Below are 26,091 nucleotides of genomic sequence, written 5' to 3' on the forward strand. Positions count from 1 at the left end.
CGATATTCTGAACGCTGACTGAGGTGAAAGACTATAGGGAGGCAATTCATGACTAAGAATGTTGTTTTCGGATTTTTTGCAGTGACGACCCTTGGCTTGGGACAATTTGCAGCTTCAGCCTCTGCAGAAAGCTTTTCGCTGACCGGTGAATACGAAGGCCGGTACGCCTGCGACAGCACAACCGCTGGAGTTCCATCTACCTGGTCCGATCCTATGCGTGCTGGGATCGTTCAGGATGGCGAGCGTATCAATATTGACCTGCGCTATACCGATAGCCAAGAACTTGGAGCCGAGTTCTCATTGTACTCTGGGTCAATTGCCCTTTCGTCGGATGGTGTTCTGATAAGCGGCTATTTCGAAGCTTGCGGTGGTACCTTTCCATCGAAAGAGCTGGCGCGGTTTTTTCCTGCATCCACCAGCGCGTCGCCGTTCAGCCTATCGGTCACAAGCGTCTGGGCGTCTGAACAGGTGCCGAATATTCCCGGCCTAACAGTTCAGACATGCATATGGAGTCTAACGCGCGTGTCCACAGAAGCGCCCAAAATCCGAACTTGTGCCGCAGATTCACAGTAGCCAAACCTCTGGTTTCTCTGGAAACGCAAAAAAACTTTGAATTTTCTCGAAAAAAATTACTTGGTGCCAGAAGTTGACGTTGGGGAAGATGTCAAATTCCCCAAATTCAAATTTTATCCAAGCCCTGACGCCATTTAACGTCAATTTTGTGTTTGAACGCTCTTGCCCAGAAGATTGCCAAGCAACTGCGAATTGGCGCGCTTGATGATGCTCCCTACCCGGTTGAGCTGGTCACAAAGGTTACAATTGCTCTCTAAGCGCCCATATAGCCGCCAATCTGTTAATTATCACTGTGCCTTGGCGGGTGTTCCAGTTACCAGCAAGGCCCACAACAAACAGGATGGTCCCGATGAGTTTCATTCTAAAAAGTAGCCTGGTTACACAGATCATTATCGGGCTTATCGCTGGTATCCTTCTCGCTGCCGTTTGGCCCCAAGCCGGAATGGCTATGGGTTTGCTGGGAGATTTCTTTGTCGATGCGTTAAAAGCTGTCGCACCAATACTGGTGTTGATCCTTGTTTGCGCAGCGATCGCGAACCACAAAAAGGACAGCCAGGCCCGTATGGGTCCAGTCGTTCTTCTTTACGTCCTTGGAACGTTTGCCGCCGCGTTGGTCGCCGTTGCCGCAAGCTTCATGTTTCCGGTCACACTGCAACTGACAGGAACACCTCAAGTGATGGATGCCCCTGACGGGCTGGCTGAGGTTGTGAAGAACATTTTGTTGAAAATTGTAGACAACCCGGTGAATGCACTGGCGCAAGCCAACTACATTGGCATTCTCGCTTGGGCCGTTGGCCTTGGGCTTGTTTTCCGCCATGCGAGTGACACGACTAAAACCTTCATGCAGGATTTGGATAACGGGATCACGAAAATTGTCTCGGCCATTATCCGCGTCGCACCCATTGGTATTTTCGGCATCGTTGCCTCGACCATTGCTGAGACCGGTTTTGGAACACTTGTCGGCTATGCCAACCTGTTGGCTCTACTCATTGGCTGTATGGCGTTCATGGCGCTTGTAGTTAACCCGTTGATCGTATTCCTGCGCATCCGGCAGAACCCCTACCCGCTGGTGTTCACCTGCCTCAAAGAATCCGGCATCACTGCATTCTTCATGCGGAGTTCTGCCGCCAACATCCCGGTAAACATGGAGCTTTGCCGCCGGATGAATTTGGATGAGGAGACCTATTCAGTCACCATTCCGATCGGGGCGACAATCAACATGGCGGGCGCTGCCATAACCATTACAGTCATGACACTGGCCGCTGTTCACACCATGGGTATAGAGGTTGATTTCCTCTCAGCCCTTCTGCTGAGCGTCATCGCTGCTATCGCCGCGACCGGTGCCTCAGGAGTAGCAGGCGGATCGCTGCTGTTGATCCCGATGGCCGCAAGCCTCTTTGGGATCGACAATGCAACGGCCATGCAGGTGGTTAGCATTGGCTTCATTGTTGGGGTTCTGCAGGATTCTGCTGAAACTGGGCTAAACTCGTCAACCGACGTTCTGTTCACTGCGGCGGGTTCTTACAAAGAAGGCGCTCCTTATCCTCGCAAACTGCCTATGGAAGAGGTTCCCGCTTAAAACGCTACATGGGTCAACCTAATCGTTTAGATGATGGACCGAGTTTCCGTCTTTAAAGTTACCTATAGTTGTGGGAAGCGCTGCCAGCCGGCGCTTCCCATATTTTTTGTGGTCAGTCCGTGAAGCAAGCCAGCCCGATCGACTGGAGTGTTGGGACACGGGAATAATTTCTCCTCCAGAAGGCTCTCTGATCAAAGCCCCCTGGTAATTCCTCACTTACGGTCCGACAACAGCACACCCTGAAGGGTACTCTGTTTAAAGTGAGCAGAATGCGATCGTTTTGAGCGGCGAGGTTAATCTTTGGTTTGGCGATTGATGGGTTGGACCAAGGGATTTCCGAACAGTCCATTGGTTTTGTCGAAAGTTTAGGCCCACGGCTTATTGTGCTCTTTCGACCGTCATTTACTCGCGCTCGCAAAACCAAGGCTATTTGCAATACGAAGTTCATTTCTTGCCGATCTGATGATCACTGCACTACCGGTTCGTCCACTTGTGAAACGCGAACATAATGACACACATGTCATTTCTACCCGATCTGTGGCAGGCTCCGAGGATACAGAACTGGGAGGATGTCATGGCAATCAGAAACACAAATGGGCGTGGACGCCTATTCGAAAGCGTTCTTGATACGGTGGGCGACACACCCTGCATACGCGTTGCCAGGATCGCGCCGCCGCATGTGAAGGTTTACGTTAAGTTTGAAGCCTTTAACCCTGCTGGCTCTGTCAAAGATCGATTGGCGTTGAACATTATTGAAGCCGCTGAGCGAGAAGGTCGACTTAAGCCTGGTCAAACCGTTGTCGAGGCGACATCGGGCAACACCGGGATAGGCCTGGCGATGGTGTGCGCAGCCAAAGGGTACCCTCTTGTGGTTACCATGGCGGATAGTTTTTCAGTGGAACGCAGGAAGCTGATGCGTTTTCTGGGCGCCAAGGTTGTATTGACGCCGCGGGCTCAGAAGGGCTTTGGCATGTATACCAAGGCTAAAGAACTGGCCGAAGAAAACGGATGGTTCCTGGCCAGTCAATTCGAAACAGCAGCCAATGCCGACATTCACGAAAACACAACCGCTCAGGAAATCCTTGGCGACTTCAACGGAGAGCGGCTGGACTATTGGGTCACTGGATATGGTACGGGCGGAACCGTCTCGGGCGTGGCCCGAGTTCTGCGTAAAGAGCGACCAGATACCAAAATTGTTCTGACGGAACCAGCGAACGCTGCAATCGTAGGTTCAGGCTACGTAAACACCCGAAACGACACACATCAACCAACCGAGAGCCACCCGAACTTTGAGCCCCATCCCATCCAAGGCTGGACACCGGACTTCATCCCTTGGGTTCTGCAAGAGGCTATAGATCACTCCTACTATGACGAATTGATCCCAATCCCAGGTAGCGAAGGAATTGAATGGTCCCGCCGCCTCGCCGCTGAGGAAGGGATTTTCACGGGAATATCCGGCGGCTCGACTTTTGCGGTTGCCATGAAAATCGCACAAGAGGCACCTGATGGTTCCGTCATGTTGGTAATGCTGCCGGACACCGGAGAACGCTATCTTTCGACGCCTCTTTTTGAAGGAATAGAAGAGGAAATGACGGACGAGGAACTGGCAATTTCAATGTCCACACCGTCTGCGCAAATGGTTGCTGAGTAGCAGTGATCTAACACACTGCTTTGATTGTTCGGCTGTTACCTTGCGGGGGGGATGGCATCAGTGTTTGCCGATTGCGCCTCAGCCCCAAACTGACAGCTAGACCGCCCATTTGATGGAAAGCGTATCTCGCCAGTCGATAAGAATGGCGAGATACGAGGTTCGTGGGCGTATTGGTCGGTATGGGATACAGTTCGACCAATGGAAACTTTTGGCCCTGACGCACATGGCTGCGGTTCGTCGCTGCATCGCTGTCACGCACGTGAGTCAGAATTCGCATCTAGCCCCGGATGCTCTCACCGACTGTGGAGCTTTTCTGGCTCTAGGGTAGCGAGACAACAAAGAAACTCGCTGAACGGCTCGTTGTCACATGTGTTTTCGCGTACAACCGCTTTCTATGATTTTCACCATGCAACACTTACCTGCATGTTCTTTTAGAACGCGGTTTTATTGAACCCTGCGAATGGCATCATAGTAATTTCACGTTCCTTCGAGGTTAGAAGCCCGATTAGAAAGGACTGCACGGCCTTAATGGAATTCGCTCATTACCCTGCAACACCCAACACTCTGATCCTTCAAAGACTGCCGTAGTAAGTGGTTTTCCATACCCCGCACCAGTGTCGATGTTCACTCGATTTCCATGGTGTTCAGGTGACGCGACATGCGTATGGCCGTGAATCACCAACCATGGATGAGCGGCTGGATAGTTCAGGAACTCTTCCCGAATCCAGATCAGATCGTCGGGATCTTGTTGGTTTAATGGAATGCCCGGCCTGATGCCTGCGTGAACAAACAGCAAATTCTCGTACTGATAAAAGGGCCGTAGCCCAGACAAAAAATCTATATGGCTTTGGGGCACAACAGTTTTGGCCTCGGCGTGCACCTGATAGGTTCGATCCCCCTCGTTCACCTCAACGCCATAGGATTTCAGCGTTTCAATGCCTCCTATCCGGGGGTGAAGCCAGTGATACCCGACCAAAAGCCGTGCGTCGTTTCGCGGGTAGTCCTCAAGAAACATAGCGCACATCTGGTCGTGGTTGCCGCGCAGGAACGTCCAGTTTTTGTCTTCGGCCTGGCCTTTCACCAAAAGGTCCAGAACCTCACGGCTGTGTGCGCCACGGTCGGTATAGTCACCGATAAAGACGACTTGGGCATCGGGCCCGCCATCCTTTTCGATACGCGCCAGTGCATCTTCCAACATGAACAACTGACCGTGGATGTCACCGATGGCGTAAATAGGTTCAGGCATGTTCAGGCGCTCTTATTCAGACCAGTCGATGCGGAACTCTTCGCGAAAAGCGAAGCGCACCAGGTGGGCTTCGATCACGTCTTTCCAGCGCGCCAAGTCCCCACGCGGACCGGTCGCCGCGGTGATTGTCAGACGGCCGTCATTCGCTTCCAAGGTCACGCTGTCGCCATCCGGGAAGGCTACACTGCCCTTCGTATCGTCAAAGAACACCTCGGCCTTGTGAGACCAGTGTTTACACAACTGTTGCAGATACTTGCTGGCCGCAGCAGTTTCCGCAACGCCCGAGACGGTCTGGTCCGGCAACAGGCTAAGGGCGTCTTTGGCGGCATTGCGCATCGCTGTTGCAAACAATGTGACGTCGATATTGGTCGCCACGAACGTGGTTCCCAGATCTACGCATTTGCGCTGCATCTCCGGATCAAGGGTCAGGATACCCGCCGCCTTGCCCGCAGCCACGATGCAGGTCAGGGCATCCAGCACGGCCTCAACCACGTCGGGGTGACCGGCATTACCGATATGACCCATGTCGGCGGCCAGATCGGATGGGCCGATAAACACTCCATCCACGTCGGTAGCCAGAATATCGTCCAGCGCGGCCAGACCCTTTTGGTTTTCCACCTGCACCAGCAGGCAAATCTGTTCGTCCGCCGTTTTCAGGTAATCCGGGATGGCCGCAAACCGCGAGGCACGCGCCAATGCCGAGCCCACTCCCCGCACACCATGTGGCGGGTATTGCACCGCCCGCACCAACTCCTGCGCCTGATCGCCGCTTTCAACCATGGGCACAAGGAGGTTTTGCACTCCGGCGTCCAAGTATTGCTTGATCATCCAAGTTTCGCCAATCGGAAGGCGTGCGACCGGGGTGCAACCTGATCCTTCGATCACCTGCACCTGTTCAAGGATCGAGCGCAGATCGTTCGGCGCGTGCTCACCGTCGACAAGCAGCCAGTCGAACTGTGCGGTTGCTGCGATTTCGGCCGCATAGGCGTTGGCCATGCCAACCCAACAACCGATCTGCGGCTGTCCGGCCGTGAGAGCGGCTTTGAACGTGTTCTTCGGCGCGGGCATGGGCGGCGTTCCTTTTAGGCGAAATTGATATCGACCGAGCCAAACGGCCCGAAGTCAGCGTGGATCTCTGTACCGGGTGGGCATTCGACCGGGCGGATAAAACTGCCAGACAGGATGATCTGACCGGGTTCGATGCTTTGGCCGTATTGCGCCATGCGGCGGGCCAGCCAAACAACGCTTTCGACCGGATCGTTCAAGACGCCCGCCCCCAAGCCGGTTTCCTCGATCTCGCCATTGCGGAAGGTCAACGCACCGACCCAACGCAGGTCAAAGGCATCCACGGCGTGCCGTTCCGTGCCCAGTACGATGCCGGCATTCGCAGCATTGTCGCTGATCGTGTCGAAAACCGTGCGCGCCTTGCCGGACACGGGATCGACTCGCTGAATACGGGTGTCGAGGATTTCGATCGATGGTGTGACGTAATCCGTAGCAGCGATAATATCTTCCCGGGAAACGTTTTCGCCCCCAACTGCGGATTTCATAACGAAAACGATCTCGGCTTCGATCCGCGGCTGGATAAATCGGCCCTCAGGAACCGTTCCACCGCTTTCAAAGGCCATGTCATCAAACAAGATGCCACTGTCGGGAATGTCGATGTTCAATGCGTATTGCATCGCTTTCGAGGTTAGGCCGATCTTCCAGCCGATCACCTTGCGCCCTTCGGTCAGCTTCTGACGATAGATGGCTTTTTGCACCTCATAGGCGTCGTCCATCCCCATCTCGGGATGGCGCAGGGTCAGCAGACCGATCTGCTCACGCGTACGCTCAGCCTGTAGCAGATCGGCGGCAGCGCGTGTGTGATCCTCAGGGGTCATGGCTGTTCGTCCTCAACCGTGTTGCGCAGCTTACCGATGCCTTCTACCGAGACCTCGACCACGTCGCCTGGCACCAGATATTTCGGAGGATCAAACCGGGCCCCTGCCCCAGTCGGGGTGCCGGTGACAATGATGTCGCCCGGCTGCAGGGTCATGAAGGTCGAAATGTACTCAATCTCGCGCCGGATCGGGAACATCATACGGTTCAGGGTGTCGTCCTGACGCAACTCTCCGTTCACATGGGTCTGAATGCGGGCGTCATCCAGTTGCGCCGCATCGGTAAAGGGCACAAGCCAAGGACCTATTGCGCCCGAGTTGTCCCAGTTTTTGCCTTGGGTGACGTTGAACTTGGCGTGACGCACCCAGTCGCGGATTGTGCCTTCGTTGCACAGGGTAAGGGCCGCGATATGGTCATAGGCGTCTTGTTGCGAAATACGGCGGCCGGTCTTGCCAATGACAATCGCAACCTCGCCTTCGTAATCAAGCGTGTGGTTTTCCGGCGGACGGATCAGGGGGCGGTCGTGGCCGGTAAAGCCGCTGGCAAAACGCGGGAAAAGTGACATGTAATTGGGCTGCGCGCTGCCATCCTTGTATTCCGCATTGCGATCCGGAAAGTTCACGCCGACACACAGGATGCGACGCGCATCCGGCATCACCATCTCATACGTAAAGTCGGTATGAGTCACCGCTTTGCCCTCTGTGGCTTTGACCAACTCGTCAAACGCCCCCGCGGCAATCACCTCGTATAGGGTGTCGTAATAGGGAAAGGCATCGTTCAACGCGATGGCACCGGCGTCCGTGATTGCGCCAAAATGGGTTTCGCCGTTGGCAGAGTAAGTCGCAAAGCGCATCAGGCCTCCTCGGCGGGTTCGATGCCGCCCATGCAGATGTATTTGAGTTCCATGAAATCGTCCAAACCGTAGCGGGAGCCTTCGCGCCCCAAACCCGACATTTTGACTCCACCAAATGGCGCCTCGGCTGTCGAGATCAGCCCGGTGTTGACACCCACCATTCCGTACTCCAGCTCCTCGGACACACGCCAAACACGGGCCAGATCTCGAGAGTAGAAGTAGGAGGCGAGGCCGAATTCGGTATCGTTGGCAGCCGCCACAACCTCGGCTTCGGTCTCGAATTTGAACAAGGGCGCGACAGGGCCAAAGGTTTCCTCGGTCGCTACCGCCATGTTCGAGGTCACGCCGGTCAGGATGGTCGGCTCAAAGAAAGTGCCACCAAGCGCGTGCGGTTTGCCTCCAAGCGTCACCTTGGCGCCTTTAGAGGTCGCGTCTTCGACATGTTCCGCCACCTTGTCGACGGCAGCTTGATCGATCAGCGGGCCAAAGATAATGCCTTCGTCAAACCCATTGCCAGTCGGCAGAGACGCAACCTTGGCAGCCAGCTTTTCCGCGAAGGCATCATAAACACCGGCCTGCACATAAATACGGTTTGCGCAGACGCAGGTTTGGCCGTTGTTGCGGAACTTCGCGATCACGGCACCTTCGACGGCGGCATCCAGATCTGCGTCGTCGAACACGATGAACGGGGCGTTGCCGCCCAGTTCCAGACCCAGTTTCTTGATCGTCGGTGCGCATTGCGCGTAGAGCATCGCGCCGATCTCGGTCGACCCTGTAAAGGTTAGCTTTTGCACGATCGGGCTCGACGTCATCTCGCTGCCAATCTCCCGAGCCGAACCGGTGACGACCGAGAAAAGACCTGCGGGCAAACCCGCTCTCTCGGCAAGAACGGCCAGCGCAATGGCCGAAAACGGCGTTTGGCTGGCGGGCTTCAGCACCATCGAACAGCCCGCGGCAAAAGCCGGTCCGGCCTTGCGGGTGATCATGGCGTTGGGAAAGTTCCACGGCGTGATCGCGGCGACGACCCCGATGGGCTGTTTAACAGTAATGATCCGCTTGTCCGGCGCATGGCCGGGTGTGACATCACCGTAAGCACGCCGAGCTTCTTCGGCGAACCATTCGATGAAGCTGGCGCCGTAGGCGATCTCACCCTTGGCCTCGGCCAACGGCTTGCCCTGCTCGGTGGTCAGGATGGCACCCAGATCGTCTTGGTTTTCCATCATCAGATCGTACCAACGGCGTAAGATCTGGCTGCGCTCTTTCGCAGTGCGTTTGGCCCAGTCTTTCTGCGCGCGCTGCGCATCCGCGATCGCTTCAGCCGTTTCCACAGCACCCAAATTAGGTATACGACCGATCAATTCACCCGTCGCCGGGTTGGTCACATCTATCGAATTTGGTACCTCGGACGCATCCACCCATCTGGACCCGACCCGCGCCCTTTCGGCAAGCAGGGTAGGATCGTTAAGACGCAATTCAGTCATTCGAATTTCCCCGTGTTTCAGACCTCAGACCGAGAAGCTGATGTTGGCCTGACCTGTTCCCGAGCTTCCGAAGTACGGGGTATAGATGTCGATCTCGCCCTTATAGCTGCCCCACCCAAGGGCTCCGAACAACAAGGCTGTATCGTTCATGGCGCATTCCCCCGCACACTTCTTGGCGTAGTCGGGCAGCATTTCCAGAAACTCTTCGAACCGGCCTTGCTCCCACAACTCCAGCACTCGCATGTCCATCTGACGATTGAATTCCCCATTCACCGCATTCAGGCCGTCGACTGACCGTTCGTTGGGCGTGAAATCGTGGCTCAACGATCCCGATGCCAAAATCGAGACGTTCCGGTTCGAGCGTCGGATACCTTCGGCAATCGCCTCACCCCACACCCGGTTTTCCTGAATTGACGAGAACTGGTTGACGGCTACTGGAAGAACCCGCGCATTCACACCTTCATTGATGAAGTACATCGGCAGCAGAGTACCGTATTCCATCCCCATATCGGGATGCGAATGTCCCAAGGCCCGCTCCCCGCGTTCACGCAAAACTTCGAGGATGGTTTCCCCGAGTTCGTGATCACCACGGTAGTCGAACTCCATATCCGCCAGCATATGCGGCAGTTCATGGCTGATGAAACGGCCCTTGTGGTGCTCTTTCGTGTTCAGGTGAAAACCCTGATTGGTGATCCAGTGCGTATCGAATATGACGAAGGTATCAACCTCGCGGTCGATCGCATCCTGACGCAAACGCGCATAGCCATCGATGGCAGGCTGGCGGATGCCTTTGTATTTCGGCATCGTGTGGGACATCCAGATACTTGGCACATGCGTTATTTTCGCGGCCTGTACGATTTTTCCCATAACAGTTCCTCCTTGCGATCAAGACGACTGACGACCCTGATTGGGTAGGACCGCCGGACGTCGCTTGGTTCTGGCTAAAGCAGGCATGGCCGAACCACAGTTTATGCGCGTTTCCTCACGTGGCAAATCTGAGCTGGCCGCAACTGAGCAGCCAGTCCACAGGTTTACTTGCCCAATTGCATGATCTTGTGCTGACCGGTGGCAAAACCGATGTGCTTTTGCTCCATGTAGAACTCAAAGGACCAGTCGCCGCCGTCCCTGCCGATGCCGGACGCCTTGACTCCGCCAAAAGGCGTCGGAAGGTGGCGTACATTTTCCGAGTTCACCCAGATCATTCCAGCCTCGAGCTTGTCGGTAAAGCGCAGCGCCCGCGTCAGGTCGTTGGTCCAGACATAGCCGGTCAGACCGTAAGGCGTGTCATTAGCCATCTGCAGTGCCTCTTCCTCGGTCGAGAATGGGATCGAGGTCAGAACAGGGCCAAAGATCTCCTCACGCGCGATGCGCATCTGGTTGGTGGCATTCGTGAAAAGGGTCGGACGGATGAAATACCCTTCGTTGCCCAACTTCAAACCACCGGCAGCGACGGTCGCGCCGTCTTCTTTGGCAATGTCGAAATAGCTGGTGACCTTGTTGTAATGCTCTTCGGTGACCAGCGGGCCGATTTCGGTTGCCGGGTCTAGCGGGTGGCCAACCTTGATGTTGTTCACGCGTTCGATCAGCTTGGCTTCGAACTCTTCCTTGATCGTGTCCTGCACCAACAGACGCGAGGACGAGGTGCAGCGCTCACCGTTGATCGAGTAGATCATGAAGATCACCGCATCCAGCGCGCGGTCCAGATCGGCGTCGTCGAACACGATAACCGGGTTCTTGCCGCCCAGTTCCAAGTGCATACGCTTCAGCGTGTCTGCACCCTGCTTGGTGATAATGCTGCCGGTTCGGCTTTCGCCAACAAATGCGATGGCCTTGATCAGTGGATGTTCCGTCAGTGCCTTGCCCGCATCCGGACCAAACCCGTTCACGGTGTTTAGTACCCCCTTGGGCAGTCCCGCCTCTTCAGCAATTTCGACCAACAGCCGGGCTGACAGAGGCGAATCCTCAGCGGGTTTGTGAACCACAGTGCAGCCTGCGGCCAAAGCAGGTGCGATTTTCCAGGTCGACAGCATGAACGGCGTGTTCCACGGGGTGATCACACCAACCGGCCCAATCGGCACACGAGTGGTAACGTTCATAAGGGTCGGCGACTTCAGATGCTGACCATCCCGCGCCTGCACCACCTGGTCTGCGAAATAGCGGAAGTTCTCAGCACCACGCAGCGCCGCTTTAGACATGAAGCGTAGGGTCTGACCCGTATCCCAGCATTCGCAAAGCGCGATTTCCTCGGCGCGCGCCTCGATGGCGTCAGCCACGTTCAGCAGGATGCGACGGCGTTCGCTAGCGGGCATGTCGCGCCACTCGGCAAAGGCCGCATGGGCCGCTTTGGCCGCAGCATCGATGTCGTCCGCTGTACCATGCGCCACATCACAGATCACCGACTTGTCGACAGGGGAAGTGGACTGAAACACACCGGCGGAACCGGCGACGTCCTCACCCGCGATGCGGTTCTTGATGCCCGTCTCTTGGAACCGCGCCAGAAAACCCTTCAGTTTTTCGATATTTGTGTCCAGTGCGCTCATAGCTCAGGTCTCCTGCGTGGTCGCCCCAAGGTGATCGCGGATCGTACCGGTCTTGGGCGAAAGCTTCGGGTCGATGTCGCGCATCTCAAGCGAGAGCGCGATGGAATGATGTAAGAAGGCGGGGTCCAAATAGGCTTTGACCGCTTCGAAAATATGCTTGGTAGCATCCTGCTTGACTTCATCTGGCCGACCTCCTCGGAGACGGATCGAGATATCGATGAAACCGTGCGCTGGATTGCCGTCAGCGATGGCATAGTGATCAACGCGTGTGGCGCGAACACGAATGCCTGGCATTGGAAAGGTGTCGATCTCGGTGGCCGCAGCCCGGATGCACTCACACAGGCCAGCTATGTCGATCTTGTCTTCCAGGTTTCCGGAATATTCGACGTGAAAGTGTGGCATGTGTCCTCCCGCTATTGCTTAACATGTTTAGTATTTTGCAGTGAAGCTGTCAAGAACTTGTCTTGTTAATCTTTGCAATTTCAGAATTGGCGTTTTAGAAGGCCGCATGACCACACAAAGCCACACAAAAAGTACCGCTCGCTCTCTGCCAATTGCGTTATTGCGCGCCCGAGAAACCGTAATGGCGCCGATCCGCGATATGCTGCAGGATATTCAACTGACCGAGCAAAAGTGGCGAATTCTGAGGGTTCTGGACGAACTCGGCGAAGTTGAACAAAGTGCGATCGCTCACGAAGCTTGCCTGCTACTGCCCAGCCTCACCCGCATTCTGCGCACAATGGAGGCTGATGGTCAGATCACCCGCCGTCAGGATGACGAAGATAAGCGCCGCACCATGGTTCGTATCACTGATGCCGGGCGTTCGGTCCTGCAAGACAACCTCGCCACTTCTCTGGCTATTTCTAACAATATCGAGGCGCAGATGGGCCGCGAAAAGTTAGATCAATTACTGGACCTCCTTGAAGAACTACAGGCGGTAAAAGTCTAAGCAAACCCGGCCTTTCCGTAGGACCGTTTGGCCCCATCCAATCCGGACAGGGCCGCTTTGACATTTACAGAGTGGCTAGACCAGTATCTAGCGCCGACAGGATCTTGGCCACATCGTCAGATGTGATGATCAGTGGCGGCGACAGAATGATGTTGTTACCGGACACACGCACCATCACACCGTCTTCGTAGGCCGCTTTCTGAACCTGCAGAGGAAGGTGCTTGGCGATAGGCGCCTTTGTCTCACGGTCAGAAACCAACTCTAGGGCGCACATCAGGCCCTCGCCCCCTCGTACATCTCCGATAACGTCGTATTTTTCGCCCAGCTTCTGGAGACCAGCAAACAACTCATCACCTCGTGCTGCTGCATTTTCCCAAACGCGCAGACGCTTAATCTCCGACAGCGCGGCCAAGGCGGCGGCTGCGCCAACGGGATGCCCGGAATATGTGTAACCCTGATCGACCGAAGCCTTACCCGTCGTGTCACTTTCAAACACTTCGGCAACCGTGCCCGAGATCATGGCGGCACCAAATGGGAAGTAGCCGTTGGTGATCGCTTTGGCGGTCGTCATGATGTCTGGCTGTACGCCCCAATGTCTTGCGCCGCTTTCGCTGCCGGTACGGCCAAATGCGGTGATGATCTCATCCGATATCAAAAGAATGCCGTGTTTCGAACAGACCTCGCGCACCATTGGCATAAAGCTCTTGTGCGGCGGGATCACACCCCCTGCCCCAAGAACCGGCTCCATGATGAAGGCGGCCACAGTGTTTGCCCCTTGGAAAGCGATCTCGGCCTCAAGCGCCTTGACGCAGAGATGCGCAAGACGTTCAGGGTCGGTTTCATCGAACGGGTTGCGATAAGTCCACGGCGCCGGGACGTGGAAACAGCCCGGCATCATCGGCTCATAGATCGCACGGAACTTCTGGTTACCATTGACCGAGGCAGCGGCGAAATGGGTGCCGTGATAGCCCTGCTTTAAGCTGATGAATTTGGTACGTCCAGCTTCGCCACGAACCTTGTGATATTGCCGCGCCAGTTTCAGCGCGATTTCAACCGAGTCAGAACCGCCCGAGGTAAAGAAGGCGCGGGTCAGCCCATCGGGCTCAAAGAACTGCGCCAATTCATACGACAGTTCGATCGCCTTGTCGTTGCTGGTGCCGCGAAAGGTCGAGTAATAGGGCAGCGCATTCAGCTGATCGGCAATAGCCTGCTTCACCGGCTCGCAGGAATACCCCAAATTGACATTCCACAACCCTCCAACCGCATCCAGCGCCTTATGGCCATCGACATCAACAATGCTAACGCCTTCACCGCCGTTCAGAATGGTGGGCGGGTTCTTCTGGCTGTCCGCGGGGTGCGCCATTGGGTGCCAGAAGTAACGCGCGTTGTTTTCTTTCAGAAAGTTCGAGTCTTTCATGTCTCGGGCCTCCAGGGTTTGAGTCCACCTGTTTAAGGTTGGAATTCGGTTGGAAATGTATCGGGAAGCTGACCACCAAAGCTGGCTGTCAGATCAGTCGAAAGCGAGTGTAGGGTTGTCAAAATCTCGGGCAGCCGATCGTCTCCGGCACGGCCTTCGGGAACTGCAATAGCAATGGTTCCCAAGGCCACCTGATCAATGCCGAAAATCGGCGCAGCATAGCCGTAGACACCACTCTCATAGCTTCCATTGCTGTTGGCCCAACCCGATTGGCTGATCGCCGAAACCCGATCTTTGATCTGCACCGGATCCGTTAGCGTGGTTTCTGTGTATTGCGGAATCTCTGAATGCTCGAGACGCTCCAGCAGAAACGATGGACCGAAACTGAGCATACAAAGACCCGAAGCGGTCGCATTGATCGGCAGTATCTCACTTGGATCGAGACTGACACGCACGCTGTGGCGCGTCGTTTCCACCACCAGAGCCGTCTGAAGCGAACCCTTTTCCAGCAGGGAAAGATGCAGGCTTTCACCAACATCCTGCATAGCGACCTGCATCCTTTGACGAGCACTTTCGATACCGGGTCGGGCGATTTGGCGCAACGCAGCCAGACGCAATGCCGCCGGCCCAATCGCATAAGATTTCGTCATGGGGTTCTGCTCGATCAACCCATACTCCTCGAGCGCCCGAAGATGGCGCAGCGCAGTGGCTTTGTTCAATCCAGACAGCCGCGCAAACTGACTCAGCCCGATTTCCGGTCGGGCATTCGAGAAGTAGTTGAGCATTTTCAATGCGTTTAGGGCCGTACCCATGTGTTTGGTATCCTCGTGCTAAGGTAATACTTGACAGAACAAACTTAACAAAGCAACATAATTATTGTTAACGCGGATCAAATAATGAACCACTGACGGGAGGTGTCAATGAAGAAAGTTCTAACAGCCGCCGCTTTTGTTGCCTCTGCAACAGCCGCAATGGCCGAGTATCCAGAAAAGCCGGTGACATTCGTCGTTCCATGGCCTCCGGGCGATCTGGAGGACGTACTGACGCGGATCATCGCAGACGAATTTCAGGCAATGTATGGCGTTCCGGCAGCAGTCGTGAACAAGCCCGGCGGAGGCGGAGGTCCCTTCCCCGGCGCTGTCGAAGTAGCAACAGCCCCTGCAGATGGTTACACCATCGGGTCTTTTGTGACAGACGTGCCAATTGGCGGCCCTGAGATCGGCATCCCAGAACTGTCACCCAACCCGTTCGAACCGATTGGCATCTTCATGACCTATCCGTTCGTGATCGCCTCGGCGGGTGACGCGCCCTATTCCGATTGGAATGGCCTGGTCGAATACGGCAAAGAAAATGATGTCGCTCTGGGTCATTTCGGCTCGTTCCTGCCGCCCACACAGGTGACGTTTGCAGCCGCAATCAATAGCGGCTTTGACTTCGCTAGCGAGGCAGCCTTCGACGCGCTGGATTGCAACACTCTTGCTTCGGGTGATGTGGATGTGATCAACACAACGCTGCAATTGATCCTGCCCTGCATCAACGAAGTGAACGTGCTGGCCAATATCGGTGCGGAACGTCTGAGCCTGACCCCCGACAGCCCAACCGTTAGCGAACTGGTTCCTGAATTGACGGTATCGCTGTGGAATGGCCTGTTTGTACATAAGGACGTTCCGCAAGAGGCGCGCGACAAGATCGCAGCAGCTGCACAGAAGGCCCTGCAAACAGACAAAGCACAGAACCTGATCGGTGAAACCGGCGTGTTGATCTACTGGAAAGACGCAGAAGAATCGAACGCCCAGATTCAAGCGGACACCGAGACTTTGGGGAAAGTAGCTGAAATCGTCGGCGAATAAAAACTGTACAGGCCCGGCAGACAAAGACTCTGCCGGGCCTGATTGCATCAGGGAGCCCGCCAAGATGATTGCCAAAACGTTACAGGACATGTTCCGGCGCTATCGACGCCCCGGTGACATTGTTTTCGCGGTTCTGTTCTTTGCCTTCGCGCTGTTTCTGCTTACGCAGATCGGTTCTGAAACCAAAGTGGTCAAACGCACCAAGTGGTTTGCCCAACCCTCTTTGTGGCCGACGATTGCCATCTGGGGCATGGTAATCTTTGGCGGCTTGCATCTGCTCAGTTCAGTCCTGTCCCCGCGCATCCCAGGTCGGTGGCGTGAGGTGTCCTTCTGGCTGATGTCGCTAGAATACGTCATCTATTTCTTGATCTACGTAGTCGCGGTGCCGTGGCTTGGCTATCTCCCCTCGACCATGCTGTTTGCGGCGCTACTGACAATACGTTGCGGCTTCCGTTTGCCCGGCGCCTTTTGCGTGGCGCTCATCTTTGGTGCCGTTGTCGCCATTCTCTTCCGCGCGCTGCTGCAGGTAAACATTCCTGCCGGGCGACTTTACGAATACCTGCCGGACGCTGTTCGCGTCTTTGCTCTGACATACCTGTGAGGCCGATATGGACAACCTGATTTCCGGCTTTGCAATTCTGGCGCAGTGGCAGGTCGTTGTAGCGCTGATCATCGGTTCGGTCGGAGGCGTCATCATCGGTGCCCTGCCCGGTGTAGGCGCCGCAGTGGCGATCGCCATCCTGCTGCCCGCGACCTTTGCCTTTGAGCCCATCGTGGGGTTGACCCTGCTTTTGGGGATCTACGGGTCTTCCATGTACGGCGGCGCGATCCCGGCCATTCTGATCAACACCCCCGGAACAGCAGTCAACGCACTAACCACTTATGACGGCTATCCCATGACCAAGCGCGGCGAAGGACATCGCGCGCTTTCACTGGCCTATTCCGCGTCGTTCTTCGGTGGCATCTTCTCGATCATCTGCCTGATCGTCCTGTCACCTGTTCTGGCTTGGGTGGCCCCTCACTTTGGCAGCCGCGAGATCTTTTTGGCTGCCTTCATGGGCATACTGTTGGTGATCCTGGCCCATCGCGGACAAACATTCTCGGCCGCGATGCTAGCCTTTTTCGGTATCTTTCTAAGCACGGTCGGGCTGGAACCAGTCAAATACACCAAACGCTTTACGTTTGACCAAACCTGGCTGTCATCAGGCGTCGATTTGATCGTGGTCGTGTTGGGCCTCTTTGCGATCAGTCAGGCGCTACTGCTTTTGGTTGACCGAGAACACGCACCGGGCGAGGCACACGTTCGCGGCAATATCCTTGCAGGCCTCAAAGAGTTGCTCGGCTTGAAGCGCATCGCCACAGTGTCGTCCTCTTTGGGTGTGCTTATGGGCATGGTTCCCGGAACGGGCGAATTCACCTCGCAATTCCTCTCTTACACATACGCGCAAAAGACTTCGAAAGATCCGGATAAATTCGGCGATGGCTCACCCGAAGGACTGGTCGCATCCGAGGCCGCGAACAATGCGGTTCCCGGTGCAGCGATGATCCCCCTACTGGCTTTGGGTATTCCGGGTGAGGCCCTGACCGCAATGATGTTGTCGGTGTTCTATGTGCACAACGTCATCCCCGGTCCGCAGTTGTTTGCGGACCAGATGGATTTCGTCATGGCCCTGTATATGGCGCTTATTTTGCTGAACGTAATCGTTCTGGTCTTCTTGTTGTTTTCAACGAACCTCCTGTTGAAGATCATCCAAATCCCGACACGGTTTCTGGGCATTATGATCCTCACCCTGTCGTTTGTCGGCGTTTTCAGTCTGCGTAACTCGGTCACCGACTGCGCCATTGCCGCGGGTTTCGGGGTGTTTGGGCTAATACTCAAACGCCTGAACTTGCCGATCGTTCCAATCATTCTGGGAATGGTTCTGGGCGGCATCATGGAGGTCAAGCTGCGGAGCGCGATGGCGCGGGTGAAAACTCCGCTTGATTTCATCGACCGGCCAATTGCCGCGATCCTGTTCATTATGATCCTTGGCATTATCCTGATGCACATCCGTGCGCTGGTAAAGGAACACAAGGAACGCATCAAACCACAGCCGGTCCTCGACGAAGACTCAACCCAGCAAGGATAACCTCTCATGGATCAATCCTCGATAGACGCGCTGCGGGCGCAGGACATCGCCCCGCGTGGACATTTCATCAACGGCGCCTTTCAAAACAGCGAAACCGGTGCCCAGCACCAAGTTTTGTCGCCCATAAATGGTCAGCCTCTCGCCCTGATCGCTGAGGGTACGCGTGCGGATGTCGACACCGCTGTTCGTGCGGCGCGGGTTGCCTTTGAGGATGGACGCTGGTCTGGCATGGCACCTGCCGGCCGCAAGAAGGTGCTCCTAAAGCTGGCCGATCTGATAGAGGCTCGAGCCCTGGAAATCGCCGTTCAGGGCGTTCGCGACAACGGAACCGAGATCACCATGGCATATAAGGCCGAGGCGCTCTCGGCGGCGGCAACCTTCCGTTATTACGCCGAGGCGATCGACAAGGTGTACGGACAGATTGCTCCTACAAGCCATGATGTGCTGGGGCTGGTACACCACGCGCCAGTCGGCGTGGTTGGCGCCATCGTGCCTTGGAACTTCCCGCTGATGATTGGCAGTTGGAAAATTGCCCCTGCTCTGGCCGCCGGCAATTCCGTGGTTCTGAAGCCGGCCGAAAGTGCATCGCTAAGCCTGTTGAAAATCGCCGAACTGGCAGCTGAGGCCGGAGTCCCCGATGGGGTTTTCAACGTGGTGACCGGGCGCGGCTCGGTCGTGGGTGAGGCATTGGCGCTTTCGATGGATGTGGACATCATGGTGTTCACCGGCTCGGGCGCGACAGGACGACGGTTGCTGGAATATTCCGCGCGGTCGAACCTGAAACGCTGTTATCTGGAACTGGGAGGCAAATCCCCCAATATCGTCTTTGCCGATGCCCCTGATCTGGCCGAAGCTGCCAAGGTTTCTGCCGCTGGCATCTTCCGCAACTCAGGTCAGGTTTGCGTAGCAGGTTCGAGGTTGCTGGTGCAGGAGGAAATCTACGAAGACTTCCTTACCGAGATCACCCGCCACGCCGAAGCCTTTCGCGTCGGCGATCCGCTGGACCTGAACAGCCAGATCGGCGCAGTTCACAGCCTGTCGGAACTGGAGTCCAACCTAGACTTCGTCACCAAAGCCGAAGCCGAAGGCGCAGAACGTCGCACAGGCGGCGACCGTATCCTATCTGAGACTGGCGGCTACTACATGGCGCCAACCGTAATGGCCGGTGTCAAAGAGAACGACAACCTGTTCCAGAATGAGGTATTCGGCCCGGTTTTAGCCGTCACACCCTTCAAGAACGAAGAGGAGGCGATCCGTCTGGCCAACGCTACAGTTTATGGTCTTGCCGGGGGTGTCTGGACATCAAACCTCGGCCGCGCGCACCGCATGGTGGCCGGTGTTCGGACCGGGGTGGTGCACGTGAACACATATGGCGGAGCCGATCTCACCGTGCCGCTGGGCGGGGTTGGGCAATCAGGGAATGGGCACGACAAGTCGCTGCACGCGCTTGAAAAATACGTCGACCTGAAAACCGCTTGGATAAAACTCTGACCTGAAAAGATCCCATGGCACAGAACCCCAAAACCAAAGAGTTGCTAGCACGGCGCGACCAGTTGCTGGGCCCGAATGTATCGACTTTCTACAATGACCCGATTCACATCGTTAAAGGTGAGGGAGTTTGGCTGTGGGATGCCGAGGGGCGCAAGTATCTGGATTGCTACAACAACGTGCCGCATGTGGGCCATTGCAACCCGCGCGTGGTTGAAGCGATCTGTCAGCAGGCATCAACCCTGAACACGCATACGCGGTATCTGCATGACGGCATCCTTGACTATGTCGAAAAGCTTACCGCCACGATGGATGCCACGCTGAACACCGCCATCCTGACCTGCACAGGGTCTGAGGCAAATGACATCGCCCTGCGCATGGCCGAAGGAATGACCGGCAAGCGCGGCATTGTCGCCACAGATGCCACCTATCACGGCAACACCTCTCTGGTCAGTCAGTTGAGCAAGTCGAATGTGCCAACGGTTGGGTTTGGTCTGGACCAGTATTTCCGATTTGTAGAAGCGCCGGACAGTTATCGAAATCCCGACCCCGACGGTACACGCTTTGCCGATGCTGTCGCGGAACAGATTGCAGAGCACGAAAAGTCGGGCATCGGCTTTGCGGCTTTGGTGTTGTGCCCCTACTTTTTGAACGAAGGCTTTCCAGATCATTCTGACGGTTGGCTGAAACCAGTAGCGGAAGTTGTCCGCAAGGCAGGCGGGCTGTTGATTTGCGATGAGGTCCAGTCAGGCTTTGGGCGCACCGGTACACATATGTGGGCGCATCAGAAGATGGGTGTCGTGCCAGATGTTATGACAATGGGCAAACCGATGGCAAACGGACACCCCGTTGGGGGCGTTGTGACGCGTACAGAAATCCTCGCCACGTTCCGCAAGGGCTATCGCTATTTCAATACTTTCGGCGGCAACCCGGTATCCTGCGCTGCAGCTATGGCCGTACTGAAAGAGATTGAAGACAAGGATCTGGTTGCGAACGCCAAAACCGTAGGCGCGCATGCACGGGCGCGCATGGAAGTTTTGAAAACGAAATATGACTTCATCGGTGATGTACGCGGCTCGGGGTTGATTTTCGGCGCCGAGATGGTTCTGGACCGTGACAGTAAAGAACCCGCAAGCGAGTTCACAGATCGCGTAATCAACGCGATGCGTCACCGTGGAATTGTTCACTCAAAACTCGGGCGGCACAAAAATACGTTGAAAATTCGCCCGCCCATGCCGTTCTCAATCGAGAATGCGGACCTGCTTTTTGATACTCTGGACGAGGTTTTGGCTGAAACCCCGCTAACCTTATGACGGCGATCGTTGAAGAGGCACTGACCCTTTGGGGCATGGAAGACGCCGATTGGTCGCTAATTGCGGCCCGCGAAAACCACGTCTACCGCGTTCAAAAAGGGGCAGATAGTTTTGCTCTGCGTCTGCACCGCCAAGGGCTACATACCGACGCGGTCCTTCAGTCCGAGCTGACCTGGATTGCTGAGCTCCGGTCAAACGGCGTTGGCGTCCCAACGCCTGTGGCCGCAACAGATGGTCGTTTTTTGCACGTTTTAGAAGGCACTCAAATCGACATGTTGGAATGGCTACCGGGCCGCCCATTAGGGTCTACCGGAGCCGGCATCGACCACCAAAACCGCAGGGATGTATTTCACCGAATAGGCCGGGAATTGGCCCGGCTGCACATGGTGAGCGACGCGTGGGTGCGCCCCGATAGCTTTTCACGTTGGTCTTGGGACCGCGCCGGTTTGCTGGGTGACGCGCCCCTATGGGGGCCCTTCTGGGAAAACCCTACACTGTCTGAGGACGATCGTGCGTTGCTAACAAAGTTCCGAAGCATTGCACAACGCGACCTACAAAGCATTGAAGGATCTTTGGATTACGGCCTGATACATGCAGATCTGGTCCGGGAAAACGTCATGCTTGATGGCGATCGGGTTTGGCTGATCGACTTTGATGACGCCGGATTTGGGTTTCGCCTTTTTGATATGGCGACAGCGTTGCTGAAAAACTTGCATGAGCCTGATTTCGACCAACTGAAAGAGGCTCTGTTGTCAGGGTATCGATCCCATCGCGCGCTGGACACAGAACATCTCGATCTTTTCATGGCCTTGCGGGCCGTGACTTACATCGGCTGGATCACGCCACGCCTGCGCGAAGATGGGTCCGAGATACGCAACTCGCGGTTCATAGAAACCGCCCGGATATTGCTACGCCAATACCAAGAAAAATCCGCTTGAACGGGAGGAACAAATGACCACCAAGACGATCCTGTTGATAGGAACATACGACACCAAAGAACCCGAGATGCGTTTCATTGAAGAGACCGTTCGGGCGCAGGGCGCAGATGTTCTGACGATGGATGTCTCCGTTCTGGGCGACCCTCGAACTCCGACTGACATCTCGAAACACGAGATCGCCGCAGCCGAAGGGATGACGATTGACGAAGTCATTGCGCTGGGTGACGAAAACAAAGCTTTTCGTGTCATGTCAGCTGGGGCCGCAAAAGTTGTGGCGCAGGCCTATGCTGCTGGTCGGCTGGACGGAATGCTGGCAACCGGTGGTACGATGGGCACCGATCTGGCTCTGGATTGTGCTCAGGCGTTGCCGATGGGGGTACCAAAATACATCGTTTCAACCGTAAGCTTCTCTCCGTTGATCCCTCCGCATCGGCTGGCACCAGATGTTCAGATGATCCTGTGGGCAGGAGGTCTGTATGGCATGAATTCAATCTGCCGATCCTCTCTGGCCCAAGCCGCCGGCGCTGTGGTCGGGGCAGCAAAGGCAGCAATCGCGCCGGATCGGAGCAAGCCCCTGATCGGCATGACCAGCCTTGGTTCATCTTGCCTGCGTTACATGAAAACCCTCAAACCTGCGTTAGAGGAACGCGGCTACGAGGTGGCCGTGTTTCACTCCACAGGCATGGGCGGCATGGCGTTCGAAAAACTGGCAGCCGAGGGGGCTTTTGCCTGCGTGATGGACTTCTGCATGCAGGAGTTCGGCAACTTGCTCGCCGGATCTGTCGTTTCAAGCGGTGAAGATCGCCTAACCAATGCCGGACGTGTTGGAACGCCACAGATGGTTGCCCCGGGCGCGCTTGACCTGCTGGATTTTGCGGGCTGGCAAGAGATCCCGGACCAATATGCTGACCGCCCCTTCCACGAACATAACCGCTTGATCAAAAGCTCGGTCTTCAACGGCGAGGAACGCCGCGCGTGGGTACGCGAACTAGCGAACCGATTGGAGGCTGCAACAGGGCCTGTTCATTTCTTCCTTCCGGTTCAAGGTGTTGAGGCATGGGACAAAGAAGGTGAAGAAGCCCATGATCCTGCCGCTCTTGCGGACATGGTCGACGAAGCCCGCAAGGTCATTTCAGGCCGGATTCCGATGACTGAACTGGACGCCCATATAAACGACGCCGCGTTTTGCGACGCCGTGTTAGTTCACTTTGATGCGTGGGTCGCCGATGGGATTATCAGCCGAGGTTGATGGCACGATCGTGGAACCAGTGGTCCCACCGGCTATGCGTCACTTGCAACTTCGACGGTAAATCGGTTGCCCCAAGGGTCAATCACATCTCCGGCTTTAATGCGGGTCTGATCGCTGAGAAGGGTCACTCCCGCAAGGCCTGTACTGTCGGGGCTGCGTACCCCAGCCGACCGGCTGTTCCAGTTATTGCCGGCAAAATGATGATGATACCCGCCTGACGAATAGAAAGCTGCACTGCCCTCATTCACCATCAAATCCTGACCGAGGCTTTGCGTCATGAAACCATGCAGTTCTTCAATATCGCCAACCTGAAGATGGACGTGGCCAATAATCATGTCTTCGGGCGCGCCATTCCAGAGCGTATCAGCCGCACTCAAAACCGAATGCAGGTCCATCTGCACGGTGTTCATCCGTAGTTGGCCGTCTTTGTGGAACACCCAGTTATCAGGTGTGCGATCCGCGTAAACCTCGATCCCATTTCCTTCGGGATCGTCCAGATAAACCGCTTCACTAACCTCGTGATCGGCAAAACCCGTGAACCTGACACGCAGTTCAGCAGCGTGGCGCAACCAACGACCAAGGGCGGCTCGGTCGGGCATTAGGAAGGCATTGTGAAATAGGCCCGCCTCCGTCGGATGACGCCGCGCATGGACATCTTTCCGCAGTATCAGGAGTGTTCTTCCGCCTGCCCCCAATTGCATGGTTTCGCCATCGCTTCGCAAAATATCCAACCCCAGAACAGTCTGGTAGAATGCGCCCACCTTTTTCAGATCGTTCACGACGAGGGTTGATGACTTTATCGAAATCGGGGCTTCACCGCTTTTGACGTGTTTGCCGTTGCTCCAAGCATCACTGGCTTGCTGCAACCTCGCCTGTGCCAAAACCGCGTCGCTGAGAACTGCGGTGCCTGTTACCCCCATTCCCATCGCTGCACCTTTCTTTAGAAAATTACGGCGTGTCTGATTGTCATTCGCCATTGCTTTACCTTTCGGAAGGTCAAAAACCCGGGTGAAACCAATCAGACCTCACCCATCATGTTTTGCTTCGCCGAGCGCACCTAGCCTCCCAGCGAAGTCACGCTCAATCTGCCGGATAGCCGAACACATCGTTTTCGTTAGCGGATTCACCGGTTTGAGCTTCTTCGATGTCCCAATGCTCAACGATCAGACCTTCATCGTTGAAACGGAAGATATCCATGTAGCCGATACCCAGATCTCCCTCGACCGACGGATCAGTCACCTTGGAATGAACCAGAACAAAATCACCCATGGCGATCGATTTGGCAAAGTGGGTCTCGTAACGCTTTCCCTCGGCGGCCAGAGAATCCAGATAACCGATAAAAGCGTCACGGCCATCGGGAACGTAAGGGTTGTGCTGGATGTAGGTCTCTTCCGAGACATAGCTTTCGACCGCCGAAGTGTCGCTGGGGTTATTAAACGCGCTCAGAACGGCAATCGCACGCTCACGGTTCTGTTCGATGTCCTGCTTCGAGTAGATATCGGCTTTAGGACCCTGGAACATTGTGTTTTCGTTTGCGGGCCCAGTCGGCACCTGCTGATAGTGGTCCCAATGCTCGACCAGCAAGCCATTCTCAGTACGCCAGATATCCACGTAGACATACTGCTCACCGCTGCTGGTGGTCCAGACAGAGTGGATGGCAACATAGTCATCCTCGGCAATCGTACGGTAGAGGTCGACCTGCACATCCGGATCAGCAGTCAGCTCACCTGCAACCGCTTTGATCAATTCAACAGGACCGTCGCCATAGGCTGTGGCGTGCTGAATGTAGGTCTCACCGATATATTTTCCGAAGTTGTTCAGATTCCGATACGCCAGTACATCCTGATAAAATCCCTCGGCCAGTTTGATCGAAGCTTCCGTTTCCGAGTTGATAGTGCGCAGGTCGGCAAAGGCGGGGCTGGAAAGAGCAAGCAGCAGGGCTGTCGCCGCCGCCTTGAGTACATGTTTCGCAGGCATTTCAGAACTCCTTGATGCGTCTGCGAGTTAGTTAGGAAATTCCATTGATCGAAACTACGCAAAGAGTATTCATACAACCCATTCACAAAATCGATGGATTGAGGCGGTTCGTTCAACCATTGATCATGTCAACTTTAGAGCACCCTGATTGGTGTTCTGTTTTCTGCGACGGCCCTTGCTTCCAGAAAGGCTCAATTCTCTTCAGAATGATTTTCAAGGCAGATGTCTATGATCTGCACCCTATTGAGGCGCCGCAACTAATTTTGAAGTCGAGTAAATCATCAGCCGCCTTCCATTCGCCATTTGGGTTTGCCGCCCCAAGGCCAGCGCTCCAATTCATTAAGCCGAGAAAAGGTCAAACATCGTTGCTTTCGATAAGCTCGATCAGAATGAAATGGACCAGTTGCAAGGTAGCGGACGGCACCGGATCGCATCGCTCAAAACTGCGCTGCTAATCACTAGATCTTGTTACTCAATGACCGCAATGAACCCAGTAATATTGTACCTGCCAGAGCTGATCTGTGAGGGCGCATGCAGTCATGACTTTCGCAATATCTCGGTTAGTCCGGGCATGGGCTGCTAAGCCCGTTAGGTGTGAAACTCCGCCCTTCTAAAATGCTCCTCACAATTCTGCCTGACACAACACTCAATATCTGGCGCTTCCACATTTCGCGATAAGGCGCTTTAGAACGCGTCACCCCCAACATCCCACCGATCAATTTAAGCAACTGAAAATAAAACCATAAACAGCCTGCCCCCATCAACGATCGCTTTTTTCATTGACTTTCGTTTCATTTGAAATGAATTTGTTGCAAATGTAACGATATGTCAGAATCCCTAAAATGCAGGCTGTATTTTGGCAGAATCGTATCTTTGGAGGGCACTCATGGCCAAGGCATTCGCGTCCCAAGGGGACATGTCGGAAAAGAAGATTTCGTTCACCGAGGTTGGCGAGGGTCTTTATGCGTTCACTGCCG

The 26,091-nt window shown here is 55.3% G+C and carries 23 protein-coding genes; 11 read left to right on the forward strand and 12 right to left on the reverse strand.

Translation table 11 applies throughout. The features are described 5' to 3' along the window. Positions 1-48: 48 nt before the first annotated feature. The 3 genes from ACR0EO_RS06530 to ACR0EO_RS06540 all read left to right on the forward strand — a co-directional run bounded on the left by ACR0EO_RS06530 (position 49) and on the right by ACR0EO_RS06540 (position 3,803). Positions 49-573, forward strand: coding sequence for a hypothetical protein (locus ACR0EO_RS06530; protein ID WP_480688150.1), 525 nt, complete (start codon positions 49-51; stop codon positions 571-573). 349 nt (positions 574-922) lie between these two features. After that, on the forward strand, positions 923-2,152 hold the full coding sequence (gene sstT, locus ACR0EO_RS06535) for a serine/threonine transporter SstT (protein WP_480688152.1): 1,230 nt from the start codon (positions 923-925) through the stop codon (positions 2,150-2,152). Positions 2,153-2,726: 574 nt separating this feature from the next. Continuing rightward, positions 2,727-3,803 (forward strand): PLP-dependent cysteine synthase family protein, encoded by a 1,077-nt coding sequence (locus ACR0EO_RS06540; protein ID WP_480688154.1) that lies wholly within the window; start codon positions 2,727-2,729, stop codon positions 3,801-3,803. A gap of 505 nt (positions 3,804-4,308) precedes the next feature. Here the strand turns inward: ACR0EO_RS06540 and ACR0EO_RS06545 are convergent. The 8 genes from ACR0EO_RS06545 to ACR0EO_RS06580 all read right to left on the reverse strand — a co-directional run bounded on the left by ACR0EO_RS06545 (position 4,309) and on the right by ACR0EO_RS06580 (position 12,206). Then, on the reverse strand, positions 4,309-5,049 hold the full coding sequence (locus ACR0EO_RS06545) for a metallophosphoesterase family protein (RefSeq protein WP_480688156.1): 741 nt from the start codon (positions 5,047-5,049) through the stop codon (positions 4,309-4,311). A 12-nt stretch (positions 5,050-5,061) separates the two neighbouring features. Next, positions 5,062-6,117, reverse strand: a complete 1,056-nt coding sequence (locus tag ACR0EO_RS06550) for an aldolase/citrate lyase family protein (protein WP_480688158.1) — start codon at positions 6,115-6,117, stop codon at positions 5,062-5,064. A 14-nt stretch (positions 6,118-6,131) separates the two neighbouring features. Next, positions 6,132-6,932 carry a 2-oxo-hept-4-ene-1,7-dioate hydratase gene (hpaH, locus tag ACR0EO_RS06555; protein ID WP_480688160.1) on the reverse strand — a complete coding sequence of 267 codons (801 nt, stop codon included), beginning with the start codon at positions 6,930-6,932 and terminating at the stop codon, positions 6,132-6,134. Then, positions 6,929-7,783: a fumarylacetoacetate hydrolase family protein gene (locus ACR0EO_RS06560; protein WP_480688162.1), complete on the reverse strand. Its 855-nt coding sequence runs from the start codon at positions 7,781-7,783 to the stop codon at positions 6,929-6,931. Before ACR0EO_RS06560 ends, hpaH begins: the two co-directional genes overlap by 4 nt. Further along, complete coding sequence (locus ACR0EO_RS06565) at positions 7,783-9,264, reverse strand: NAD-dependent succinate-semialdehyde dehydrogenase (RefSeq protein WP_480688164.1); 1,482 nt, start codon at positions 9,262-9,264, stop codon at positions 7,783-7,785. Before ACR0EO_RS06565 ends, ACR0EO_RS06560 begins: the two co-directional genes overlap by 1 nt. Before the next feature lie 24 nt (positions 9,265-9,288). Continuing rightward, positions 9,289-10,131: a 3,4-dihydroxyphenylacetate 2,3-dioxygenase gene (hpaD, locus tag ACR0EO_RS06570; protein ID WP_480688166.1), complete on the reverse strand. Its 843-nt coding sequence runs from the start codon at positions 10,129-10,131 to the stop codon at positions 9,289-9,291. Positions 10,132-10,295: 164 nt separating this feature from the next. Then, positions 10,296-11,804, reverse strand: a complete 1,509-nt coding sequence (gene hpaE, locus ACR0EO_RS06575; protein ID WP_480688168.1) for a 5-carboxymethyl-2-hydroxymuconate semialdehyde dehydrogenase — start codon at positions 11,802-11,804, stop codon at positions 10,296-10,298. 3 nt (positions 11,805-11,807) lie between these two features. Further along, positions 11,808-12,206, reverse strand: a complete 399-nt coding sequence (locus tag ACR0EO_RS06580) for a 5-carboxymethyl-2-hydroxymuconate Delta-isomerase (RefSeq protein WP_480688170.1) — start codon at positions 12,204-12,206, stop codon at positions 11,808-11,810. Positions 12,207-12,312: 106 nt separating this feature from the next. Between ACR0EO_RS06580 and hpaR the strand changes: the two genes are divergently transcribed. Next, positions 12,313-12,753, forward strand: a complete 441-nt coding sequence (gene hpaR, locus ACR0EO_RS06585; RefSeq protein WP_480688172.1) for a homoprotocatechuate degradation operon regulator HpaR — start codon at positions 12,313-12,315, stop codon at positions 12,751-12,753. Positions 12,754-12,817: 64 nt separating this feature from the next. Here the strand turns inward: hpaR and ACR0EO_RS06590 are convergent, their stop codons facing one another. Together ACR0EO_RS06590 and ACR0EO_RS06595 are read right to left on the reverse strand one after the other, a co-directional pair. Continuing rightward, the gene (locus ACR0EO_RS06590; RefSeq protein WP_480688174.1) at positions 12,818-14,170 is read right to left on the reverse strand and encodes an aminotransferase class III-fold pyridoxal phosphate-dependent enzyme; all 1,353 of its coding nucleotides are present in this window, start codon (positions 14,168-14,170) and stop codon (positions 12,818-12,820) included. Positions 14,171-14,202: 32 nt separating this feature from the next. Then, positions 14,203-14,982 carry an IclR family transcriptional regulator gene (locus ACR0EO_RS06595; protein ID WP_480688176.1) on the reverse strand — a complete coding sequence of 260 codons (780 nt, stop codon included), beginning with the start codon at positions 14,980-14,982 and terminating at the stop codon, positions 14,203-14,205. A gap of 108 nt (positions 14,983-15,090) precedes the next feature. On the opposite strand from ACR0EO_RS06595, the gene ACR0EO_RS06600 reads away from it, so the two are divergent. The 7 genes from ACR0EO_RS06600 to ACR0EO_RS06630 all read left to right on the forward strand — a co-directional run bounded on the left by ACR0EO_RS06600 (position 15,091) and on the right by ACR0EO_RS06630 (position 23,137). After that, complete coding sequence (locus ACR0EO_RS06600; protein ID WP_480688178.1) at positions 15,091-16,020, forward strand: tripartite tricarboxylate transporter substrate binding protein; 930 nt, start codon at positions 15,091-15,093, stop codon at positions 16,018-16,020. Between the two features lie 64 nt (positions 16,021-16,084). Beyond that, on the forward strand, positions 16,085-16,621 hold the full coding sequence (locus ACR0EO_RS06605) for a tripartite tricarboxylate transporter TctB family protein (protein ID WP_480688179.1): 537 nt from the start codon (positions 16,085-16,087) through the stop codon (positions 16,619-16,621). Positions 16,622-16,628: 7 nt separating this feature from the next. Next, complete coding sequence (locus ACR0EO_RS06610) at positions 16,629-18,149, forward strand: tripartite tricarboxylate transporter permease (protein WP_480688181.1); 1,521 nt, start codon at positions 16,629-16,631, stop codon at positions 18,147-18,149. A 6-nt stretch (positions 18,150-18,155) separates the two neighbouring features. Next, positions 18,156-19,640 (forward strand): aldehyde dehydrogenase, encoded by a 1,485-nt coding sequence (locus ACR0EO_RS06615; protein WP_480688183.1) that lies wholly within the window; start codon positions 18,156-18,158, stop codon positions 19,638-19,640. A 14-nt stretch (positions 19,641-19,654) separates the two neighbouring features. Continuing rightward, positions 19,655-20,950, forward strand: a complete 1,296-nt coding sequence (locus ACR0EO_RS06620) for an aspartate aminotransferase family protein (RefSeq protein ID WP_480688185.1) — start codon at positions 19,655-19,657, stop codon at positions 20,948-20,950. Beyond that, positions 20,947-21,888: a phosphotransferase enzyme family protein gene (locus ACR0EO_RS06625; RefSeq protein ID WP_480688187.1), complete on the forward strand. Its 942-nt coding sequence runs from the start codon at positions 20,947-20,949 to the stop codon at positions 21,886-21,888. The genes ACR0EO_RS06620 and ACR0EO_RS06625 overlap by 4 nt, the downstream gene beginning before the upstream one ends. Positions 21,889-21,901: 13 nt before the next feature. Then, the gene (locus tag ACR0EO_RS06630; RefSeq protein WP_480688189.1) at positions 21,902-23,137 is read left to right on the forward strand and encodes a Tm-1-like ATP-binding domain-containing protein; all 1,236 of its coding nucleotides are present in this window, start codon (positions 21,902-21,904) and stop codon (positions 23,135-23,137) included. A gap of 32 nt (positions 23,138-23,169) precedes the next feature. Here the strand turns inward: ACR0EO_RS06630 and ACR0EO_RS06635 are convergent, their stop codons facing one another. Together ACR0EO_RS06635 and ACR0EO_RS06640 are read right to left on the reverse strand one after the other, a co-directional pair. After that, positions 23,170-24,114 carry a VOC family protein gene (locus tag ACR0EO_RS06635; RefSeq protein ID WP_480688191.1) on the reverse strand — a complete coding sequence of 315 codons (945 nt, stop codon included), beginning with the start codon at positions 24,112-24,114 and terminating at the stop codon, positions 23,170-23,172. 103 nt (positions 24,115-24,217) lie between these two features. Beyond that, positions 24,218-25,114 carry a nuclear transport factor 2 family protein gene (locus ACR0EO_RS06640; protein ID WP_480688193.1) on the reverse strand — a complete coding sequence of 299 codons (897 nt, stop codon included), beginning with the start codon at positions 25,112-25,114 and terminating at the stop codon, positions 24,218-24,220. Between the last annotated feature and the right edge of the window lie 977 nt (positions 25,115-26,091).

It is taken from the genome of Ruegeria sp. BE9 (genome assembly GCF_056538765.1).

Coding starts and splice junctions, on each gene's coding strand:
- ACR0EO_RS06580 (WP_480688170.1), bottom strand. CDS start 12,206: ATGCCACACTTTCACGTCGAATATTCCGGAAACCTGGAAGACAAGATC.
- ACR0EO_RS06550 (WP_480688158.1), bottom strand. CDS start 6,117: ATGCCCGCGCCGAAGAACACGTTCAAAGCCGCTCTCACGGCCGGACAG.
- ACR0EO_RS06600 (WP_480688178.1), top strand. CDS start 15,091: ATGAAGAAAGTTCTAACAGCCGCCGCTTTTGTTGCCTCTGCAACAGCC.
- ACR0EO_RS06620 (WP_480688185.1), top strand. CDS start 19,655: ATGGCACAGAACCCCAAAACCAAAGAGTTGCTAGCACGGCGCGACCAG.
- ACR0EO_RS06605 (WP_480688179.1), top strand. CDS start 16,085: ATGATTGCCAAAACGTTACAGGACATGTTCCGGCGCTATCGACGCCCC.
- ACR0EO_RS06560 (WP_480688162.1), bottom strand. CDS start 7,783: ATGCGCTTTGCGACTTACTCTGCCAACGGCGAAACCCATTTTGGCGCA.
- ACR0EO_RS06545 (WP_480688156.1), bottom strand. CDS start 5,049: ATGCCTGAACCTATTTACGCCATCGGTGACATCCACGGTCAGTTGTTC.
- ACR0EO_RS06640 (WP_480688193.1), bottom strand. CDS start 25,114: ATGCCTGCGAAACATGTACTCAAGGCGGCGGCGACAGCCCTGCTGCTT.
- sstT (WP_480688152.1), top strand. CDS start 923: ATGAGTTTCATTCTAAAAAGTAGCCTGGTTACACAGATCATTATCGGG.
- ACR0EO_RS06530 (WP_480688150.1), top strand. CDS start 49: ATGACTAAGAATGTTGTTTTCGGATTTTTTGCAGTGACGACCCTTGGC.
- ACR0EO_RS06610 (WP_480688181.1), top strand. CDS start 16,629: ATGGACAACCTGATTTCCGGCTTTGCAATTCTGGCGCAGTGGCAGGTC.
- ACR0EO_RS06540 (WP_480688154.1), top strand. CDS start 2,727: ATGGCAATCAGAAACACAAATGGGCGTGGACGCCTATTCGAAAGCGTT.
- ACR0EO_RS06635 (WP_480688191.1), bottom strand. CDS start 24,114: ATGGCGAATGACAATCAGACACGCCGTAATTTTCTAAAGAAAGGTGCA.
- ACR0EO_RS06565 (WP_480688164.1), bottom strand. CDS start 9,264: ATGACTGAATTGCGTCTTAACGATCCTACCCTGCTTGCCGAAAGGGCG.
- ACR0EO_RS06625 (WP_480688187.1), top strand. CDS start 20,947: ATGACGGCGATCGTTGAAGAGGCACTGACCCTTTGGGGCATGGAAGAC.
- ACR0EO_RS06615 (WP_480688183.1), top strand. CDS start 18,156: ATGGATCAATCCTCGATAGACGCGCTGCGGGCGCAGGACATCGCCCCG.
- hpaH (WP_480688160.1), bottom strand. CDS start 6,932: ATGACCCCTGAGGATCACACACGCGCTGCCGCCGATCTGCTACAGGCT.
- hpaE (WP_480688168.1), bottom strand. CDS start 11,804: ATGAGCGCACTGGACACAAATATCGAAAAACTGAAGGGTTTTCTGGCG.
- ACR0EO_RS06595 (WP_480688176.1), bottom strand. CDS start 14,982: ATGGGTACGGCCCTAAACGCATTGAAAATGCTCAACTACTTCTCGAAT.
- ACR0EO_RS06590 (WP_480688174.1), bottom strand. CDS start 14,170: ATGAAAGACTCGAACTTTCTGAAAGAAAACAACGCGCGTTACTTCTGG.
- ACR0EO_RS06630 (WP_480688189.1), top strand. CDS start 21,902: ATGACCACCAAGACGATCCTGTTGATAGGAACATACGACACCAAAGAA.
- hpaD (WP_480688166.1), bottom strand. CDS start 10,131: ATGGGAAAAATCGTACAGGCCGCGAAAATAACGCATGTGCCAAGTATC.
- hpaR (WP_480688172.1), top strand. CDS start 12,313: ATGACCACACAAAGCCACACAAAAAGTACCGCTCGCTCTCTGCCAATT.